Origin of the sequence: Endozoicomonas montiporae CL-33, from assembly GCF_001583435.1 — a bacterium.
Classification (GTDB): domain Bacteria; phylum Pseudomonadota; class Gammaproteobacteria; order Pseudomonadales; family Endozoicomonadaceae; genus Endozoicomonas_A; species Endozoicomonas_A montiporae.
In genome coordinates this window covers 1,647,618-1,663,529 of sequence record NZ_CP013251.1, presented here as the reverse complement: position 1 = coordinate 1,663,529, position 15,912 = coordinate 1,647,618, and the positions used below count along the sequence as shown (strand labels likewise).

The window sequence follows — 15,912 nt, the reverse complement described above, 5'->3', positions numbered from 1 at the left end:
GTAAAAGAAGGCGCGAGAGTCTGCCAGCAGGTGTCAATGCGTACATGGATCGAGCCACTAACCGATGGGACCCTACCCTCTCAGTGACCACCACGGGGAGACGGAGAGCGCGGAGTTTGAGTAAATTTCGGGTTTCTATGGTCGTCAGCAGCAGGTGGGGGTATTCCCCGTGGTTGCTGGGCTGAGACCTGACGACGCTGACGAAAAGCCTTATCAGAATAAACATTTGAAGAAAGCTGTCATCGTCAGCTCGGGCAACGTTGAATGGTATGGATGGCCAAGCAAGATTTCACTGGAACATCACCCAGCTGGCAGAAGCCTTTGGAGTTTCCCGGGATACGGTTCGTAAACGCTTGAAGCAGGCAAATGTTCTACCAGTTGATCAGAAACGGAACGCGCCTCTTTATCTGGTGGCTGATGCTGCCAAGGCCGTGTTTGCTCCGGCACCGGGTGTTGATGGTGATTACGGTGGTTACGATTCTCTTGACAAGATGCCTCCTAAAGATCGTAAGGACTGGTTTGATTCGGAGCGTTCCAGAGTTGCTCTGGAAAAAGAAGTTGGTCAGCTCATACCAAACAGTGAAGTCGCAGAAGGGTACGCCGATTTTGTGAGCGCAATTGTTGATCCTCTGGACAGCCTGACTGATTTACTTGAGAGAAAATGCGGACTATCGGGCGATGTGTTGGAAAGAGTACAGTCAGAAGTTGATGCTATTCGTGAGCAGATGTATCACCGTGCTGTTATGTCTGGAGCTGAGCAGTTAGTCGATGATGATTAAACACGGCAGTGCCGAAAAAGTCAGATTTGACATTGCTGGGCTGTTAAAGCCACCTCAACGACTAAAGGTCAGTGAAGCCATTACCCGGTACGTCTGGACAAAAGGGCCGTCAGGAAATTACCAGCCTTGGGATCCGGAGGTTGCACCCTACATACTTGAACCTCTCGACCTGCTTAACAGCCGCAAATATCGGGGTGTCATCTTTGCTGGTCCTGCCCGAACAGCTAAAACCAACGCCCTCGTCGATGGTTTTCTTGGTTATGACGTTAAGTGTGACCCGTCGCAATTCCTGATTGTACAGATGAGCAAGGAAAAGGCTTCCGAGTTTTCTAAAACCCGAATTACTCCGATGCTTGAGAATAGCCCGAAGTTAAGGGAATGCATTAGTCCAAGAGGACATGACAATAATATTTTTGACCGTCGCTTCAGGTCAGGTAACTTTCTGAAAATTGGTCATCCGTCAAAACGGATTCTTTCCGGTTCCGATTTTCGCCGGGTTGTTCTGACTGATTACGACAAGCATCCCAGAGATATTGGCGGCGAGGGTGAAGCCTGGGGAATGGCGCTAAAGCGTACCCAGACGTTCGGATCTCGTGGTATGTGTGTAGCGGAAGGTTCACCAGGTTTTGAGGTGATCGACCCAAAGTGGAAAGCGACAACAGAAAATCCACATGAAGCTCCACCCACTGTGGGTATTCTCAGCCTTTACAATATTGGCGATCGTCGTCTTTTGTACTGGCAATGCCCTGAATGCCAGATGTACTTTCCGGCTCGGTTTGAATATTTGGACTGGGACAAGGAAGAAACGGATATCAAAGCAGCCAGTGAAACAGTGGTGTGCAACTGTCCTATATGTGGAATTTGCGGTTCCAATGCCATCCCACCCAGCGAAAAAGCCAGAATGATGAATAGCGCAGTCTGGGTGCCTGAAGGCTGCAAGGTTGACAAGTTCGGACAGTTGGAAGGTGAACCCCGCCGCAGTGATTTTGCCAGCTTCTGGATGGAAGGTCCGGCAGCTGCGTTTCAAACTTGGCAACAGCTGGTTTTCAATTTGCTATCAGCCTTGCAGATTTTTGAAAAAACCAATAACGAAGGCCCGCTAAGGCTGGCGGTTAATACGGATATTGGGCGGCCATTCTTAAGCCATATACGAGCCGAAGCCAGAACATCCGACTCCCTGAAAGACCGGGCTGAAGAAACCGTAAAGCGCACCATCCCATTACGGGCACGATTTTCAACGGCATCGGTGGATGTTCAGGGCGGAAAGAAAAGAAGATTCGTTGTTCAGGTTCATGCCTACGGTGAAGGCATGGAAAAGTGGGTGGTTGATCGTTACAACATCCGTCACAGTGAGCGCAAAGACGATGACGGCAATTTTCTGCCCATCGACCCGTCGGCTTATCCCGAAGACTGGGATTTATTGATTGATCAGGTCATCAACAAAAGCTACCCATTGGCTGATGATTCTGGAAGACGATTAGCCCCGCTACTGGCCGCCATTGATATTGGTGGTGAAAAAGGCACGTCAGGCCAGACCAGTGTCACCGACCAGGCTTACAAGTTTTACCGCCGGGCAAAGCGTAACGGGCATCACCGCCGGATCATGCTGGTGAAAGGTGCCAGTGGAAAACAACAAAGCCTGATTAAAGAAAGCTTTCCGGATAATACCCGCCGTAAGGATCGTAAAGCATCAGCGGCGGGTGATGTGCCTATTTACCTGCTTGCTACTAACGAACTGAAAGATCAGATTGCCAACGCACTGAGTCGAGAAACACCGGGACCGGGATACATTCACTTTCCGGACTGGTTGGGTGAATGGTTCTTTGATGAGCTGACCTACGAAGTCCGTAACGCCAACGGTGTCTGGGAAAAGCCGGGCAAGGGTGCGAACGAAGCCTTTGACCTGTGTTGCTACAGCCTTGCCGCAGCAATCCATAAAGGCGCTCACAAGATAGTGGACTGGGATAACGCTCCCGCCTGGGCAAGACCTCTGGATCAGAATTCAGAAGTTCTGACTGACGAACGCAGTCCGGCCAATGTACCCCCAAGAAGAAGACGCAGCGGACGACGAACCCGTTTCAAAATCGGATAACAATAAATGGCATTCACCCAACAACAACTCGACGACCTTGACGAAGCGATCACAGCGGGCGAGCTGGAAGTCACGTTCGCCGATGGTCGTAAAGTCCGTTATCGCTCCATCAAAGAATTGAAAGAAGCCCGTCGTATTGTGGCTCAAAGACTGGCAGGCAAGCGCCGGATTCGTGCGGTTCGAATGACGACCTGCAAGGGATAACAACAAGAATGACTGCACGCAGAGTTTCGCCCATTATCGGCTTGGATGGTCAGCCGTTAGTGTCTGGCCAGACATTACCGAACAGTTATGAGGCGGCTAAACAAAGCCCCCGTACCCGTTACTGGTATGCGCCTGCCCACGGTCCCAACAGTGCGTTAAGAAACACATTAAACACTCTGCGTAACCGTACCCGTGCGGCGTATCGCAATATGCCGTTGATCTACAGCGGCATTGAAAAGAACACCATTAACGAAGTGGGAACCGGTGTCACTGTTCGCAGTACTGCCCAGAATAAAACTTTTCAGGAACAGATGAACACCCTGTGGAAACTCTGGGTAAAACAGGCTGACCCTGAAGGTATTCTCGACTTCAACGGCTTGCAGTCTCAGACAGTTCGTTCGCGTCGTACTGCTGGTGAAGTATTTATCAGAATGCGCGCCCGCAGCCTGTCCGAAGGTTTGGCGATTCCCATGCAGCTGCAGGTGTTGGAATCGGAATTTGTCCCGCAGGATCTGAACCAGGTACGGGCGAACGGCAACATGATTCGTCAGGGTGTTGAGTTTAGGAAAGGTCGTCGGGTGGCGTACTGGATGTATAAATCCCATCCGGGCGAAGACGCTGATGCGTTGGATATGGGGCAGTTGATGCGGATTCCTGCCAGCCAGGTGATCCATCATTACATGCCAACCCGTCCCGGGCAGATTCGTGGCGAACCCGATCCGGTTCAAAGCTTGCTGAAGGCTTACACCTTTGACAGTTACGACGATGCGGAACTGACCCGAAAGCAGACTCGTTCACCCATCACCGGCGCCATTTACAGGGATCAGGACGTCACTGAAGATGACTTCTTGTACGATCCCATTACCGGCAAGTCCCTTGATCCTGAAAACGGTGATATGCCCGAAGCGCATGTAGACCCCGGAACCTTCCTGAACCTGCTGCCCACTGAACGTATCGAAGTATTCAACGGTGACAATACCGGACAGGGCTATAACGATTTCATGAGCTGGCAGTCCAAGCTGATTGCCATCGGTCAAAACATTCCCTACGAACTACTGACCGGCGACTGGAAAAACGTCAACGATCGTTTGTTACGGGGTGTGTTGAATGAATACCGTCGTGGCATTGAAATGGCTCAGGATCATTTGCTGATTTATCAGGTGTGCCGCAATGCCTGGCTCTGGGCTGTGAACGCTGCCATCGCTTCCGGAGCGGTGACCACTCCCGGCGATTACTTCCAGAATCGCATTGACTACCTTGCCCACGAAGCCCGTCCGGATGGCTGGAAGTACAACAACCCGGATCAAGATGTGAAAGCCAAGATTAATGCCATTAACGGCAGTCTGACCTCGATGCCGAAGGTGTGCGCTGAAGATGGTCTCGATGCTGATGAAGTAGCAAGGGAGCAGGCTGAATACGAGCGCCGGAAAATGGAATACCGGAAAGGTCTTCCAGAAGCAAAACCAACGAGCAGCAAAACGGAACCAGACCCCGATGAGGATGACGACTAATGCCATTGCCTGAACAACTACTATCCGAGCAGCTATTACCTGAATACGAAGGCTCCCAAACATTGGCGGCCGACGTCTACGACAGCCCGTTATTGTTGCCTCCCCATTATGCCGAACAATTAGCCGTCCAGACCCAGAAGCGTTCTGTGGATTATGAAGGCCGCTATGGTTACAACGACTTCAAAACCACCACCGACGGCATCGCCATTATTAAAGTAAAAGGCATGCTGTTAAGTCGTGGTCGTTATTGGAATATGACCACTTATGCCGACCTTCGCAGCCAGCTGAGAGAAGCCGAAAAAGACGAAACCGTCAGAGGCATTCTGCTGGATGTAAATAGCCCCGGCGGCATGGTGGACAATGTGGATGACACAGCCCGCCTGATTCGTGAAATCTCGCGCACCAAGCCGGTCTGGGCGATGGCCTACAATCAGATGACCAGCGGCGCTTATTGGTTAGCGTCTGCCTGTAACCGGATCATTGCCACCAGTAGCGCCAAGGTAGGCAGCATCGGGGTACTGGTGGTTCATGCTGACTACAGCAAAAACTTTGAACAGATGGGCGTGAACATCACCCTGATCCATGCCGGTTCCCGCAAGACCGAAGGCAATATTTACGAGCCATTGCCAGAAGCGGTCAGAAGCAGAATTCAAACGTCCGTCGATGAAACCTACGACCTGTTCACCCAGAGAATTGCCGAATATCGCGGCCTGACTCAGCAGGCTGTTAAGAATACCGAAGCCGGTATCTTTACCGCCGGTCAAGCCATCACCCACAACCTGGTGGATGAAGTGATGCCTGCTGATGATGTTCTCCAAAAGTTTTCCCAATCCCTGCTCACTGTGGGGACCACCCTGACCGTTAACTCGCCAGAAGGAGCGACCATTATGACTCAGGAAACCAAAGCCCCCGCAGTGAAAGACCCTGCGGAACAATCACAACAACAAACGGTTGAAACACCCGAAGCCCCGCAACCGGAAGCCCCACAAAAAGCCGATGCCGCCGAACTGCTGGAACTGTGCGAAGGCAAACAGTTTGGTTTTATGGCGTCCAGCCTGATCAAGTCCGGCGCCACTATGGAGCAGGCCACCGCAGAACTGGCCGAAGCCGGAAAAATTCGTGACGTGTTGACCGCTGCCGGTCTTGAGGACAAAACCGAAACCATTATCAAAGACTGTGGTCATGCTGAAGGTGTTCATAAAGCGGGTAGTGGGCCAGAACTGTTATATCGCGTGAATATTGACCCCAAACTCAACTTTATTAATCAATAATCCAATAACAATATCGTGCATCTTTTCGAGCTTTGAAAAACAAATTGTCTTTCTGGCCAACCGTTTAATCCAAGTCCGAAAATTAAGGTTTTTACGCTCTATCTTCTGAGTGTTTGCTTTACCAATAATATGCATGTTTTCATCAAGGTGTCGCTCATAGGCTCCCCAATCATCGGTGTAAAATTTATTAATACCAAATGGCTTCAGAAGTGTTTTGAGTTCTTTAAAAACTTCATCTTTCCGTTTTCCGAAAACATAAGCAAGCACGGTATTTGTAGCGTGATCAACAGCATACCAAAGCCAGCGTTGGTTCGATTTATCATGAACATACGACCACTGCTCATCTAGCTCAGCCTCTTGGCAGACAAGCCCTACATGAATAATTGCATCTGACTTGAGATCAATAGTTTGAATATTTGGGTTGACCTTTACCAGACCGCTTTCTTTTTTTTTAGAGTCTTTATTACTGTTGTCTTGCTTATTCCGAGTACTTTACTTGTATCCCTGATTCCGCTGCCATTTATTGCCATATCGATGATTTTTTCTTTAACGCCAGGCTCACAGGCCTTGTAGCGATATTCAAGCATGAAGGTTTTGATTTCACATTTGTCATTACAGCAATAGTATCGTGGAACATCATGAGTGCTGTATCCGAAAGGCCGAACTTGGTTACTGCCACATGTTGTACAGAGGACTTGCGTAAGGCACATTTTTAAACCGCATTTTTCAAAGTTGCCGAATGTCGTATTTTAGCAGACAGGGCTAGAATCACAGAACTGTGCCACTACCATAAAGCGATTGCCATTGCGATCACCGAGACCAAGGCGGTTGCCGATCCGGAGCAGTCCAGTTACCAAAATCCTGACGATGGTAAAGGCAGCGGTACGATTAACGCCTCATCCATTTACCAGCGCCGCAGCGAAACAAACAGCCGTCAAACCAATTAACCGTCCAGCTCGGACGATTAACCCGTAGCTGACGTTTAGCTACGCCTGACCTTCCCAAACCTTCCGAGGAAATCCCATGAAAACAGAGCAAGCCCGGGCTGGCGAATTTCTCCTGTCCGAAGCCGAAAGCGACCGCAGCCGTACACAGGTCACTGTCACTGGTGGCAGCTATGAAGCCGGTACCGTGATGGGGCAGCTGACTGCCGACGGTAAATTCACCGACCTGAAAACCTCTGGCACGGATGGCAACCAGAATGCAGCCGGTGTTTTGTATTCCCGTGTCGATGCCAGTGCAGGTGATATGCAGGCGGTTTTGATTGATCTGGATGCACAAGTGATTGACGACTTGCTGGTCTGGCCTGATGGCATTACTGCTGCCAAGAAAGATGCAGCGGTTACTGCCTTGCTGGCGAAAGGTATCAAAGTTCGCAGCGGTGCTATTTAACGTAGCGACCAGAGTCGTAGTTTTACCCAATTCTGAAGTATTCCAACCTTTAATAAATCCAACGGATACGGAGCACTACCATGCCTCTGACTATGGACGTCTTTAATGACGACGCCTTTTCGGTCATCAATTTGACCAAGGGCATTAACGAAACGACCTACAAGCCGGGTCGTATTTCTTCCCTCGGGCTGTTTATGGAAGAAGGTATTTCGACCACTGCCGTGATGATCGAAAAGCGCAAGAACGGTTTAGCAATTGTTCCAGCCAAAGCCCGTGGCGCTGAAGGTACACCAGTGACGGGTGACAAAGCCAATGCAGTTGCCTTTAAAACCACACACCTGCCACTGGTGGCGCAGATCCTTGCCGATGAAATCATTGGCAAGCGTGCCTTTGGTACCACCGATCAGGAGATGGTTGAAGCGGTGGTCAACCGTCGTCTGCAAAAGATGCGTAACGCCATCGATGTCACCATTGAGTTTCAGCGTATCGGCGCCATTATCGGCAAGATTTTGGATGCGGACGGTTCTGTATTACTCGATGTCTACGACGCTTTCGGTCTGACTCAGCAGTCCCATTCACTGAAGCTGGGAACCGAATCCACCAAGGTACGCACCAAGGTGCGCGAAGGCATCCGCATGAGTGAAGATGCGCTGGAAGCCAACGTTGACGGCTACCGGGCGCTCTGCGGCCGTATTTTCTTTGACAGCTTCTGCGATCACAAGGCGGTTGCCGATGCCTACCAGCGTTACAACCAGGGCGAAATGCTGCGTAACGATCCCCGTGGCGGGTTCGACTTTGCGGACGTTCGCTGGGAAGAGTATCGCGGCAAGCTCAACGGTCAGAAGTTTGTGGCAGACGACAAAGCCTACCTGGTACCCGAAGGTGTAGCCGATATGTTCGTCACCAATTTCGCACCAGCGGATTACATGGAAACCGTCGGTACCGATGGCTTGCCCTACTACGCCAAGCAGGAGCCGGGACGCATGGGCAAGAGTGTTGAACTGGAAGCCCAGTCCAACCCGCTTAACCTGTGCACCATGCCCCAGGGCATCATCGAACTGACTCTGTAAAGGGAAAGCACGATGCCCAATTGGGACAGAATGGCTGACCGTGCTAACCGCCGGTCAGTCAAAACCTTTTCAACACCAGTACAACTGCCAGACGGTCAGGTTATTGGAGGTGTCTTTGACATCCCTACCGAAGAAGGTCAATTAGCCAAGCTGGAACTGGATTACAGCGTTCCGGTTATTACTGTACTGGATGGAGATGCCGCCCTGATTAACGACAGCGACACGCTGGTTATCAAGGGCAAAGAATTTACAGCCGGTAAACAGTTGCCTGATGGTACGGGCATCACCGTTATTCTGCTAGCTGATACCCAGTCTTCCGAGGCGGGTAACTGGTTGTGATCAATATCGACTTGTCTGCTGCAGATCAGGATTTAATAAAGGGCTTCATGTTGAGTAAAAGCTCTGCCCTGGCCAAGGCCATGCGGCGGGCTGTGCGTAAAACCCATAACTGGCTGTCACGTCAGCTGGCCAGCGCCATTGCGAAAGAAACCCTGATTCCCCTTAAGAACATACGCTATCGGGTCATGTCCAGCTTTGATGCCGGTGATCTGACCGGCAACATATGGATCGGGCTTAACCCTGTTTCAGCACGCAGGGCGGGAGAACCCAAACAGGCAAAGTTCGGCGCAAGGGCTGGCAAGCATCGGTTTGACGGTGCTTTTGTAGCCTCTGTTAATGGCGGCTCCCCTCATATCTGGAAACGATCCGGTGAATCACGGCTTCCTATTGAAAAAGTGCAGATTGATATTGAAGAGCCCGGATTTGAAGTAATCGCACGTTTGGAAAAAAGAGCTGAAAGCTATTACCTCAGCCGACTCAATGAAGAACTGAACTACGCATTGAATCACGATAAAAGCTGATATGAGTCTGACCCTAACCAAAGTACACGAGGCTATTGTTGAAAGCCTTCAGGAACCTTTCGCCCAAAAAGTCGAGACGCTGCGTGTTCACAGTCCACTGGTGAAAGACATCAAAGCACCGGCACTGCTTCTGGCTCTGGATCATATGAACGGTGGCAATGAAACCGGTGATGGTCGCACCGCTGTCGAGTGCAGCTTTTCACTGTGCGCCATTTTGCCGGAGAAGGGCTTACCTGCTGACAAAGTCTCTATTGCCATTGCCAACTTTGCCGCTGAAGTTCTGCACCAGATTCGTTACAACCATTGGGGGCTGGGTTCGGAAGTCAGCCATCCTCATAACCTCAGTGCCCAGCCTGCCGACTTCAAACCCGGCAAAGCCGGTTTCGAATCCTGGGTCGTCAGTTGGGAACAAACCGTCTACCTCGGAGAACCCGAACCCGACGACAGCCTACTGCCTGACACAGTGATGGTCGGCATTGATCCCGACATCGGCTTAGACAATGAAAATAAATATGAACAAATCGTTTGATGTAGTTGAGCTGGCACGGCAGTTAGCCAACGTCGTACGCCCGGGTATTGTTACTGAAGTGGATCACCAGCAGGCAAAAGTACGAGTACAAACTGGCAAGCTAAAAACCCAGTGGCTACCTTGGCTTACTTCGCGGGCAGGTAATAACCGCAACTGGCAACCCTTGGAAGTGGGCGAACAGGTTATTTTGTTGTGCCCCTGTGGCGATCCGGCGCAGGCGTGGGTGTTGGGTAGTGGTTATCAGGAAAACCTACCGGCATTGTCCAGCGATCCCGATAAAGAGATTTACCGTTTCTCCGATGGCGCACACTTTGAGTACGACCGTAAAAACCATCATTTGAAAGTGCAGCTCCCGTCCGGATCCACCACTGAACTGGTCAGTACTGGCGGCATCGACTTTACCGGTGACCTGACCGTAAACGGCAATATCAAAGCCACTGAAGACATCACCGACCAGACCCGCAGCATGCAGGCTGACCGGGACATTTATAACAGCCATAAACATTCCGGCGTGGCGTCCGGTCCATCGACTACCGGCACAACTGGCCAGCAGCAATAAAACACCATGAACGGCATCGACGCACACACCGGCAAAGCACTGTCCGGTAAGGCACACCTGCGCCAGAGTATTGCTGACATTCTGCGAACACCTATCGGCTCCCGCGTGATGCGACGTGACTACGGCTCCCGATTGTTTGACCTGATTGATGAGCCGGTTAACGCCGCCTGGAAAACAGAATGCTATGCCGCTGTGGCAGAAGCCCTTGATCAATGGGAGCCACGGTTAAAGCTCGAAAGAGTACAGGTAGTCAGTGTCAGCAGTGGTCAGGTGACGCTGGATATTGAAGGCGAACATTTACCGGATGGCAAACCCGTAACACTGGAAGGATTAATCATCTAATGGCTTTTACGGTAATCGACCTCAGCCAGTTACCGCCGCCCAAAGTGGTGGAAGCGCTGGACTTTGAGCAGAGCCTCAGCGAGATACTGGCAGAGTTGAGCCGTCGTTATCCCGACTTTGATGCACCGGTGGAAAGCGAACCGGCTTACAAAATTCTCGAAGTCTGCGCCTACCGCGAAATGCTGTTACGGGCGAAGATCAACGACGAAGCACAGGCGGTGATGCTGCCTTATGCCACCGGTTCAGACCTCGACAACCTGGGCGCACTCTGGAATGTCCAGCGGCTGGTCATCGATGCCGGAGATCCGGACGCCATACCACCCCGTGAACCTGTCTACGAAAGTGACACCGATCTGCGTTACAGAATCCAACTGTCTATGGAAGGCCAAACCAACGCCGGAACAGAAGGCTCGTACATCTTCCAAAGCCTCAGCGCAGACGGTCAGGTGAAAGACGCCCAACCCAAACGGCAGGGCGACGCCAGCATTATCAACACCATCCTTTCAAGACAGGGCGACGGCACACCGTCCGACGAACTGCTGCAAACCGTCACCGACCATTTAAACCAGACCCACGTCAGGCAGCTGACTGACGAGCTGACCGTACAGGGTGCGACCATCACCACCTACCGTGTCCGGGCTGACCTCTACACCCAAAGTGGTTTAGGCGCAGAACAGGTAATGAATGCCGCCCGCGATGCGGTTCAACAGTTTGTAGAAACGCGACACCGACTCGGGGCTATTGTGCCAGTGTCGGGTATTTACGGCGCACTGCAACAGGCAGGCGTCAGTCGTGTTGTTCTGCACGAACCAGCAGCCGACATCACCCCGACCGATACCGAAGCGGCTTATTGTTCAGCCATTGAACTGACACAAAAGCAGGAAGCAGAAAGTGTCTGACCTGCTACCACCTTCAGCTACACAACAAGAACGGGCTCTCGCCAGCGTCACCGAACGCATTGAGCAGTTGCCGGTGATTTACCGCCAGCTCTGGAACCCTGATCAATGCCCGGTTGAGTTTTTGCCCTATCTCGCGTGGGCGTTCTCAGTGGATGACTGGAACGACGACTGGCCGGAACACATCAAGCGCCAGTCATTAAAAGACGCACTCTATCAACACCGCATTAAAGGCAGTTTAAAAGCGGTTGAAAACGCCATTGCCCGATTCGGTACTACGGCCAACATTACCGAGTGGTGGCAGCAAACACCGAAGGGATTACCGCACACGTTCAGCGTGGATCTGTCGGCGCAGGATAATGAGCGACAGTTGCCGGTGTTGGAAATCGGTACAGGCCACGATGAATGGGTGTTCTGTTCTGAACCTATCCCCGTGCAGACCAGTCGGGTCTATCGCATACGTTTCAAGGTTCGGCAGACGGTTGACAGTCCCGGTCCGGATAAAGTTTATGCAGGTGTTGCCACGCTGGATAAGGCGTTCAGGAATATAAGCGGTGGTGCAGGTACTTATCGTTATTGTGCGGTCAGTGGTCATGAATTGACCGTTGCAGGCTGGCAGGTGTTTGACGGCGAGATCACCGGCACTGGTGACGACCATCACGAATTTCGCCCCGGCACGGCCTACATACGCCCCATGTTTATCGTCAACTACCGGGACGGAACCGGCACCGCACAGGTCGCAGAACTGGAATGCTGGGACCTGTTCGAAAACAAACAACTAATCCCCAACCCACGGTTTGAAAACGGCAAACAAGGCTGGAGCCGGAGCCACGCAGGCGAAACCGTCCCCGACAACGCCCCCGGCACCATCAAAACCGCAGCCTTTCGACCCGACGCCGACCTGCAGGACGACATCATCAACGCGGTAGTGGCACAGTTCTGTGATTCTAGCCCTGTCTGCTAAAATACGACATTCGGCAACTTTGAAAAATGCGGTTTAAAAATGTGCCTTACGCAAGTCCTCTGTACAACATGTGGCAGTAACCAAGTTCGGCCTTTCGGATACAGCACTCATGATGTTCCACGATACTATTGCTGTAATGACAAATGTGAAATCAAAACCTTCATGCTTGAATATCGCTACAAGGCCTGTGAGCCTGGCGTTAAAGAAAAAATCATCGATATGGCAATAAATGGCAGCGGAATCAGGGATACAAGTAAAGTACTCGGAATAAGCAAGACAACAGTAATAAAGACTCTAAAAAAAAAGAAAGCGGTCTGGTAAAGGTCAACCCAAATATTCAAACTATTGATCTCAAGTCAGATGCAATTATTCATGTAGGGCTTGTCTGCCAAGAGGCTGAGCTAGATGAGCAGTGGTCGTATGTTCATGATAAATCGAACCAACGCTGGCTTTGGTATGCTGTTGATCACGCTACAAATACCGTGCTTGCTTATGTTTTCGGAAAACGGAAAGATGAAGTTTTTAAAGAACTCAAAACACTTCTGAAGCCATTTGGTATTAATAAATTTTACACCGATGATTGGGGAGCCTATGAGCGACACCTTGATGAAAACATGCATATTATTGGTAAAGCAAACACTCAGAAGATAGAGCGTAAAAACCTTAATTTTCGGACTTGGATTAAACGGTTGGCCAGAAAGACAATTTGTTTTTCAAAGCTCGAAAAGATGCACGATATTGTTATTGGATTATTGATTAATAAAGTTGAGTTTGGGGTCAATATTCACGCGATATAACAGTTCTGGCCCACTACCATCAACGCCATCAAACAGGCCAAGCCGTTACGCAGCGACTTCACTTTTAACGTCGGAACAGTTCACACCGCACCGTTTGATTTGCAGTCACAGCTATCAATCACCGTACTTCACAGAGGAACATGGGAATGAGCATGATGATTCACCAGAGCGGCATTGATGCGGCCATTAATGCTCAGGCTGACGGCTTTTCGGGCGCGACGCTCAGCTACGTTGACCTGTTTGATGGCAACAACAAAATAAAGCGGCTTGACCTGGTGGGCGTTCAGGTCATCGAACCATCACGCATTTACGTGGTGGCCCAGGACAGCACCACCGAAAGCTACGACGTAACAAAGATGGACTTCATCACCGATGGCGGTGCGCTGTTCGCCACGGTTCAGCACGATGACGGATCCGTCATCCAGAGCAAAGGATCGACCACGACCCTGATACTGGCAGAACAATTGAACCTCAGTGCCGCGCCGGGTTCCGTTGCGCCGTCCGGTGATGTGTCAATCTATGCGCCACAGGCGACTGAATCATTATTGGGTACGGCAGAGATTGCGACACAAGACGAAGCCAACGGATCAACCGACGACACCCGGTTCATTACGCCCAAGAAGCTCTACAACCGAACCGCCACCACTTCCAGACGTGGTGTGGTCGAACTGGCGACACAATCAGAAACCGATGCAGGCACATCAACCAGTCGGGTAATAACAGCGGCAACCCTGAAAAGCCGGTTGGCGTCGTTCACCCGAAACGCTACCGAAACTATCAAGGGGTTTGTGGAAATCGCCACTCAAACAGAGGCGAACGGCGGCACCGATGACACCAAAGCCATCACCCCTAAAAAGCTAAACAGCCGCACCGCTACAGAAAGTCGGCGTGGCGTGGCAGAAGTAGCGACACAGGCAGAAGCCGATGCGGGAACGGATGACAGTCGGATCATTACACCCAAGAAGTTATGGAGCATTTTAACGTCGAAGTTTGCCCGCACCGATGTACGACCAAAATTTAATGAAGGCATCAACACCGGCGGCAAACCCATTGTTTACAGCGGTTCTGGCACCAACTTAGACCACATTTGGTACGACGATGGCGACAATGAATTCCACATGGTTGCCGATGCGTCGGAAGGTTCGGAAGGTAACGCCAACCTGAAACTTGGCGGTATCCAGTTAAGCAGCGGCACAAAGGTCACCGGCGTCAGCGACTCGGCAACCAGTACATCAAGCACAACCCTTGCCACTTCTAAAGCAGTGGATGTTGCACGGGATGACGGAACACGGCAGGCAACAGAATCAACACGCGGGCAGGCGGAGATTGCGACGCAGGCAGAGGTGGATGCAGGAACAACTCATACACGGATGGTGACGCCTAAGACACTGGCGAGCCGGTTAAATTCGTTTGCGCGTAATGCTACAGAGAGCATAAAAGGGTTTGTGGAAATTGCCACACAGGCAGAAGTGAATGCAGGAACAAATGACAGTAACGCCGTCACTCCAAAGAAGTTGCGTGCCGGTTTTTCTTACAATTTTTCGAGTGATCATGGCTACATGGCGTTGCCGTCGTGGTTGGGTGGTTTTATTTTTCAATGGGGGATTTCTGTAACAGGTGCCGACGGGACATCAGTTGTCACATTCCCGGTTACGTTTCCTACCAGCACATTCATAACACTGATGAATTCATTTGAGGCGCGATTTGTGTCAACCGACACGTATACATCAATCGGAGAATATACTCAGACTTCTGCCAAATTCTATATTGCACGTAACAACAGCGGTGTGATCATTGGATTAAGATGGTTTGCGATAGGACATTAATATGGATACTTATTACAGTAAACAAACCGGCGGTTTTTACACATCGGTACTGCATGGAAACAACATGCCGGATGATGTGGTTAAAATAACACATGAGGAGTACCAGTCCTTACTAGAAGGACAGTCCTCTGGAAAGCGGATAGAGGCATCTGAAACAGGGCGGCCTATCCTCTCTCAACAAAAAGTTGCTTCGGTAGCTGATCGTCGTCTATCTACCTGCACCGCCATCGACAACGCCGCCGGAGCCGCAAGAACCCGATTCGCCACCAACTCAGCATTCATAGAAACCGAATACCAACGCGCCTACGACACAGCAGTACAGTGGATCAATTCCGGCTACCAGGGCGAAGCCCCCAAGCCCGTCAAAAGTGACGCTGAAGCCTTCGGCAGAACCGAACAGGACGCCGCCCAAACCATCAAGGCGACAGGCGACTACTGGTTCAGCCAGCTGGACGAGATCCGCAACATCCGTTTAAAAGGCAAACAAGCGGTAGAAAACGCCCCGGACGATGCCGATTTTATGGCCATCGCCCAGCCGTTTGTTGAGCAGCTGGAGGCACTCAACCCCGATGGATAACATCACCCGTTATTTCTGGAACCTGCTGATTGCCATCGACCAGTTAACCAACACACTGCTGGCAGGCGACCCGGACGAAACCATCAGCAGCCGCGCCGCCAAAGCTGCCCGCAATGGTCAGCGCTGGGGCTGTGTGCTGTGTCGGGTGCTGGACTGGTTTGATAGCAACCATTGCGAGAAATCCATAGAAGAAGATGAAGGTAAGCGAGCGCTGTAGGCTCGCTTTACCTGCACAGAATTGAA

19 protein-coding genes are annotated in these 15,912 nt (G+C 51.1%); 18 read left to right on the top strand and 1 reads right to left on the bottom strand.

Features of this window, described 5'->3' with window-relative positions:
- Positions 1-269 precede the first annotated feature (269 nt).
- Genes EZMO1_RS07410 through sppA form a run of 5 tightly spaced genes read left to right on the top strand, consistent with a single transcriptional unit; the run spans position 270 to position 5,857 of the window.
- Positions 270-779, top strand: a complete 510-nt coding sequence (locus EZMO1_RS07410; RefSeq protein WP_034874399.1) for a DUF1441 family protein — start codon at positions 270-272, stop codon at positions 777-779.
- Positions 769-2,871 (top strand): phage terminase large subunit family protein, encoded by a 2,103-nt coding sequence (locus EZMO1_RS07405; RefSeq protein WP_051789698.1) that lies wholly within the window; start codon positions 769-771, stop codon positions 2,869-2,871. The genes EZMO1_RS07410 and EZMO1_RS07405 overlap by 11 nt, the downstream gene beginning before the upstream one ends.
- A gap of 6 nt (positions 2,872-2,877) precedes the next feature.
- The gene (locus EZMO1_RS07400; RefSeq protein ID WP_034874401.1) at positions 2,878-3,075 is read left to right on the top strand and encodes a phage head-tail joining protein; all 198 of its coding nucleotides are present in this window, start codon (positions 2,878-2,880) and stop codon (positions 3,073-3,075) included.
- A gap of 8 nt (positions 3,076-3,083) precedes the next feature.
- Entirely contained in the window at positions 3,084-4,586 is a 1,503-nt protein-coding gene (locus EZMO1_RS07395) for a phage portal protein (protein ID WP_051789700.1), read from the top strand.
- Positions 4,586-5,857 (top strand): signal peptide peptidase SppA, encoded by a 1,272-nt coding sequence (gene sppA / locus EZMO1_RS07390; RefSeq protein WP_051789701.1) that lies wholly within the window; start codon positions 4,586-4,588, stop codon positions 5,855-5,857. The genes EZMO1_RS07395 and sppA overlap by 1 nt, the downstream gene beginning before the upstream one ends.
- Here the strand turns inward: sppA and EZMO1_RS28030 are convergent.
- Positions 5,810-6,567, bottom strand: a protein-coding gene (locus EZMO1_RS28030) for an IS1 family transposase (RefSeq protein ID WP_420809906.1) whose coding sequence is annotated in 2 segments (ribosomal slippage) — positions 5,810-6,300 and positions 6,300-6,567 — 759 coding nt in all. Because the reading frame shifts where the segments join, the coding sequence is not laid out codon by codon here. The genes sppA and EZMO1_RS28030 overlap by 48 nt on opposite strands.
- A 313-nt stretch (positions 6,568-6,880) precedes the next feature.
- Here EZMO1_RS28030 and EZMO1_RS07375 point away from each other — a divergent pair.
- The 13 genes from EZMO1_RS07375 to EZMO1_RS07310 all read left to right on the top strand — a co-directional run bounded on the left by EZMO1_RS07375 (position 6,881) and on the right by EZMO1_RS07310 (position 15,886).
- A complete protein-coding gene (locus EZMO1_RS07375; RefSeq protein WP_034874403.1) occupies positions 6,881-7,249 on the top strand; it encodes a head decoration protein in 369 nt (122 codons plus the stop codon).
- Between the two features lie 80 nt (positions 7,250-7,329).
- Positions 7,330-8,319, top strand: coding sequence for a major capsid protein (locus EZMO1_RS07370; RefSeq protein ID WP_034874405.1), 990 nt, complete (start codon positions 7,330-7,332; stop codon positions 8,317-8,319).
- 12 nt (positions 8,320-8,331) lie between these two features.
- Entirely contained in the window at positions 8,332-8,658 is a 327-nt protein-coding gene (locus tag EZMO1_RS07365) for a head-tail joining protein (RefSeq protein WP_034874407.1), read from the top strand.
- Positions 8,659-8,705: 47 nt separating this feature from the next.
- Positions 8,706-9,179: a phage tail protein gene (locus tag EZMO1_RS07360; protein ID WP_222842210.1), complete on the top strand. Its 474-nt coding sequence runs from the start codon at positions 8,706-8,708 to the stop codon at positions 9,177-9,179.
- 1 nt (position 9,180) lies between these two features.
- Positions 9,181-9,708: a hypothetical protein gene (locus EZMO1_RS07355; protein ID WP_034874410.1), complete on the top strand. Its 528-nt coding sequence runs from the start codon at positions 9,181-9,183 to the stop codon at positions 9,706-9,708.
- Positions 9,692-10,267, top strand: coding sequence for a phage baseplate assembly protein V (locus EZMO1_RS07350; protein WP_034874413.1), 576 nt, complete (start codon positions 9,692-9,694; stop codon positions 10,265-10,267). Before EZMO1_RS07355 ends, EZMO1_RS07350 begins: the two co-directional genes overlap by 17 nt.
- Positions 10,268-10,273: 6 nt before the next feature.
- On the top strand, positions 10,274-10,609 hold the full coding sequence (locus EZMO1_RS07345; RefSeq protein ID WP_034874414.1) for a GPW/gp25 family protein: 336 nt from the start codon (positions 10,274-10,276) through the stop codon (positions 10,607-10,609).
- On the top strand, positions 10,609-11,508 hold the full coding sequence (locus EZMO1_RS07340) for a baseplate assembly protein (RefSeq protein ID WP_061509355.1): 900 nt from the start codon (positions 10,609-10,611) through the stop codon (positions 11,506-11,508). The genes EZMO1_RS07345 and EZMO1_RS07340 overlap by 1 nt, the downstream gene beginning before the upstream one ends.
- Positions 11,501-12,469 (top strand): phage tail protein I, encoded by a 969-nt coding sequence (locus EZMO1_RS07335; protein ID WP_061509353.1) that lies wholly within the window; start codon positions 11,501-11,503, stop codon positions 12,467-12,469. The genes EZMO1_RS07340 and EZMO1_RS07335 overlap by 8 nt, the downstream gene beginning before the upstream one ends.
- Before the next feature lie 39 nt (positions 12,470-12,508).
- A protein-coding gene (locus EZMO1_RS28025; protein ID WP_420809906.1) for an IS1 family transposase occupies positions 12,509-13,266 on the top strand; the annotation gives its coding sequence in 2 pieces (ribosomal slippage) (positions 12,509-12,776 and positions 12,776-13,266; 759 coding nt in all).
- Positions 13,267-13,412: 146 nt separating this feature from the next.
- Positions 13,413-15,092 carry a gp53-like domain-containing protein gene (locus EZMO1_RS07320; RefSeq protein ID WP_061509351.1) on the top strand — a complete coding sequence of 560 codons (1,680 nt, stop codon included), beginning with the start codon at positions 13,413-13,415 and terminating at the stop codon, positions 15,090-15,092.
- A 1-nt stretch (position 15,093) separates the two neighbouring features.
- Positions 15,094-15,669 carry a hypothetical protein gene (locus EZMO1_RS07315; RefSeq protein WP_061509349.1) on the top strand — a complete coding sequence of 192 codons (576 nt, stop codon included), beginning with the start codon at positions 15,094-15,096 and terminating at the stop codon, positions 15,667-15,669.
- Positions 15,662-15,886, top strand: coding sequence for a hypothetical protein (locus EZMO1_RS07310; protein WP_061509347.1), 225 nt, complete (start codon positions 15,662-15,664; stop codon positions 15,884-15,886). The genes EZMO1_RS07315 and EZMO1_RS07310 overlap by 8 nt, the downstream gene beginning before the upstream one ends.
- The last annotated feature ends 26 nt before the right edge of the window (positions 15,887-15,912 follow it).